The organism is Candidatus Poriferisodalis multihospitum (genome assembly GCF_028283155.1).
GTDB classification, from domain to species: Bacteria; Actinomycetota; Acidimicrobiia; order Acidimicrobiales; family Poriferisodalaceae; genus Poriferisodalis; species Poriferisodalis multihospitum.
The window spans coordinates 1-2,509 of sequence record NZ_JAPYOK010000013.1 but is presented as its reverse complement, the minus strand read 5'-3'; the positions used below and the strand labels follow the sequence as shown (position 1 = coordinate 2,509).

4 protein-coding genes are annotated in these 2,509 nt (G+C 67.6%); 2 read left to right on the top strand and 2 right to left on the bottom strand.

From position 1 onward, the window contains the following. Positions 1 to 1,378 (top strand): molybdopterin-binding protein (locus tag VI480_RS00285; RefSeq protein WP_323670808.1); only part of this gene is annotated, 1,378 nt, incomplete at its 5' end. Between the two features lie 34 nt (positions 1,379 to 1,412). Here the strand turns inward: VI480_RS00285 and VI480_RS00280 are convergent. Then, entirely contained in the window at positions 1,413 to 1,829 is a 417-nt protein-coding gene (locus VI480_RS00280; RefSeq protein ID WP_323670807.1) for a PIN domain nuclease, read from the bottom strand. Beyond that, a complete protein-coding gene (locus tag VI480_RS00275; protein WP_323670806.1) occupies positions 1,820 to 2,026 on the bottom strand; it encodes a type II toxin-antitoxin system VapB family antitoxin in 207 nt (68 codons plus the stop codon). Before VI480_RS00275 ends, VI480_RS00280 begins: the two co-directional genes overlap by 10 nt. 94 nt (positions 2,027 to 2,120) lie before the next feature. Between VI480_RS00275 and VI480_RS00270 the strand changes: the two genes are divergently transcribed. Then, on the top strand, positions 2,121 to 2,509 hold a 389-nt coding region (locus tag VI480_RS00270), incomplete at its 3' end, for an LLM class flavin-dependent oxidoreductase (protein ID WP_323670805.1).

Genomic DNA, 2,509 nt, shown 5'->3' with positions numbered 1-2,509 from the left:
CCTGGCCGGCATCGACAGCCACTACCAGACCAAGGTGGGCGACAACTGGGATCGCATCGAGGATGCGTTCCGGCTGGCGCTCGACCGCAGCGACTCCGTCATCGTGTGCGGCGGCTTGGGGCCCACCCAAGATGACATCACCCGTGAGGTGCTGGCATCGGTGATGGGTGTCGAGTTGGTGCTCGACGAGCGCATTGCCGAGCGGATCCGCTCCATGTTCGCCAGTCGCAGCCGCCCGATGCCCGAGAACAACTTGCGCCAAGCCATGGTGCCCGTCGGCGCGTCGCCGATCCCGCAGCAGCCCGGCACCGCGCCCGGCCTGGTGGCGCCCATTCGCTGGGTGCAGGGCGTCGGCGCCATCGCTCCCGGCGCTGAGCCGCCAGCAGGCGCAGAGGTACTCGACCGCATGGTGTACGTGGTGCCCGGTGTGCCGTATGAGATGCGCGAGATGATGAACGGCACCGTGCTGGGCGACCTGCAGCGGCGCGCTGGCGTCAGCGCGACCATCGAGAGCCGAGTGCTGCGCACGTGGGGCCAGAGCGAATCGGGGCTGGCCGAGATGCTGGCCGGCCGCATTGACGAGCTGGACGAGGCCGGCAACCCGACGCTGGCGTTCCTGGCCAGCGGCATCGAGGGCATCAAGGTGCGGATCACCGCTAAGGGTGCCGACTCCGCCGAAGCGTGGCGCCTGATTGAGGCCGAGCAGGCGGTGCTGGAGCCGCTGCTGGGCGACCTGGTCTTCGCCTACGACGACGACAACATGGAGACGGCCGTGCTCGCTGAGCTGGGGCGGCTGGGCTTGACGCTCGGTGTTGCCGAGACGATCACCGGTGGCCGCATGGCAAACCGTCTGTCGTCGGCAGAGGCGGCGATGCGTGCCGGCCGGGCGCCGGGCGGAGCCAAGCTGGGCGATCCCGGGCTCGCATCCGCAGCCGACAGCAGCCAGGCCGACGGCGGGACCCACCAGCGCACATTCGCGGGCGGCATCGTGGCCCGCTCAGAGCACCTGACGGAGTACCTGCTGCATGCCGGCTCGTCGACGGTGTCGCCGATGGGCGACGATCTCGTTCCGCCGCTCGCATCGGCCGCCGGCGCCGAGGCCCTCGCCCGAGCGGCCCGCCTGCGCACCGGTGCCAGCGTGGGCCTCGCTGTCACGGCAATCGAAGACCGTGACGCCGCCACGCCCGAGCATCCCTTCGGCACGGCGTTCCTGGCCGTGTCGATCTCGGCGCAGCCTGCGCGCGGCGACATTCCTGCAGTCGCTCACCGCGACAAGGCCGACGAGATTCGCCTGCCCGGCGACCGCGAGCGCCTCGCCGACTACAGCGCCATCTCGGCGCTCAACCTGCTGCGCCTCACACTCACCGGCCGCCGCTGACTGGACTGTTGGCGCGAAGGGCTGGGATCCAGCGTCAGACGGAGCCGCGCGGGACGACCCATTCGGTCGCCTGACCGGTGACGCTCGCAATCCGGTCGTAGTCGGCGTCATAGTGAATGACCGTCAGATCGTTGATTTCGGCGACAGCCGCGATGAACAAGTCGGGCAGCGGCAGTCGGTGCTGGCCACGCTGAGCAAGAAGCCGCTGCACGGCCGCTGCCCGCTCCGTGACCGCTTCGTTAATGGGGAGCGAGGGCAGCGATCCTCGCTCGACGAGAATGTCTTCGTAGTCAGAGCGAGACCGAGCGCTGTAGAGCACTTCGAGGTCGATGATGGGGCACGTCGCCACGTAGCCGTCGACGAGGAGCGGTGTGAGCCGGTCCGCGACCGCAGTGTGGTGCATGCGCGCGTACGCGCTCTTGTCCGCGAGGTAGAGAGGTTTCAACGCCAAGCGCCCGACATGACCTCTTCATCGGCGATGTCCGTTCCGCGACGGCCGGCAATTCGATGCGCGTGTCTCAATCGCAATTCGGCGTCGACGGTGTTCTGCAGGGCTGCATTGACGGTGTCCTTCATGGTCAACGCTCCGGTGATGAGGCGCGCTTGTTCAAGCAGCTCGTCGTCGATGTCGACCAATCGCTTCGTCATGCGCCTGAGTATATCCAAGACATGCTCTAGGTATATCTCGACTCCGGGCGCTCCGCCAACTGCGAAGTCAGCCTCGGGGTGGCAGGCTGTCCCGATGCGTTTCGGATTCTGGACGAAGAACGACCAAGAGATCTCGGCGATCATCGAGTGCTGCCAGCACGCGGAAGCCACCGGTTGGGACGGCCTGTGGTTTGCAGACCACTTCATGCCCAACGAGGAGAACGTCGATCAGCCGGTCCACGAGGCCTGGTCAGTGCTTGCAGCGCTTGCGGTAGCGGTGCCCCGGGTGCGCCTGGGCCCGCTGGTGGCCGGCAACACCTATCGCAACCCGGCATTGACGGCCAAGATCGCCACGACCATCGATCACATCTCAGGCGGACGCGTCGTGCTGGGCATCGGTGCCGGATGGCAGGAGAACGAGCACGAGGCCTACGGCTTCGACTTCGGCACGCTGCGCAGCCGCATGGACCGCTTCGACGAGGC

Bases quoted from the DNA above. Each gene is read 5' to 3' on its own strand.
- VI480_RS00275 (WP_323670806.1), bottom strand. From the start codon at position 2,026: ATGACGAAGCGATTGGTCGACATCGACGACGAGCTGCTTGAACAAGCG.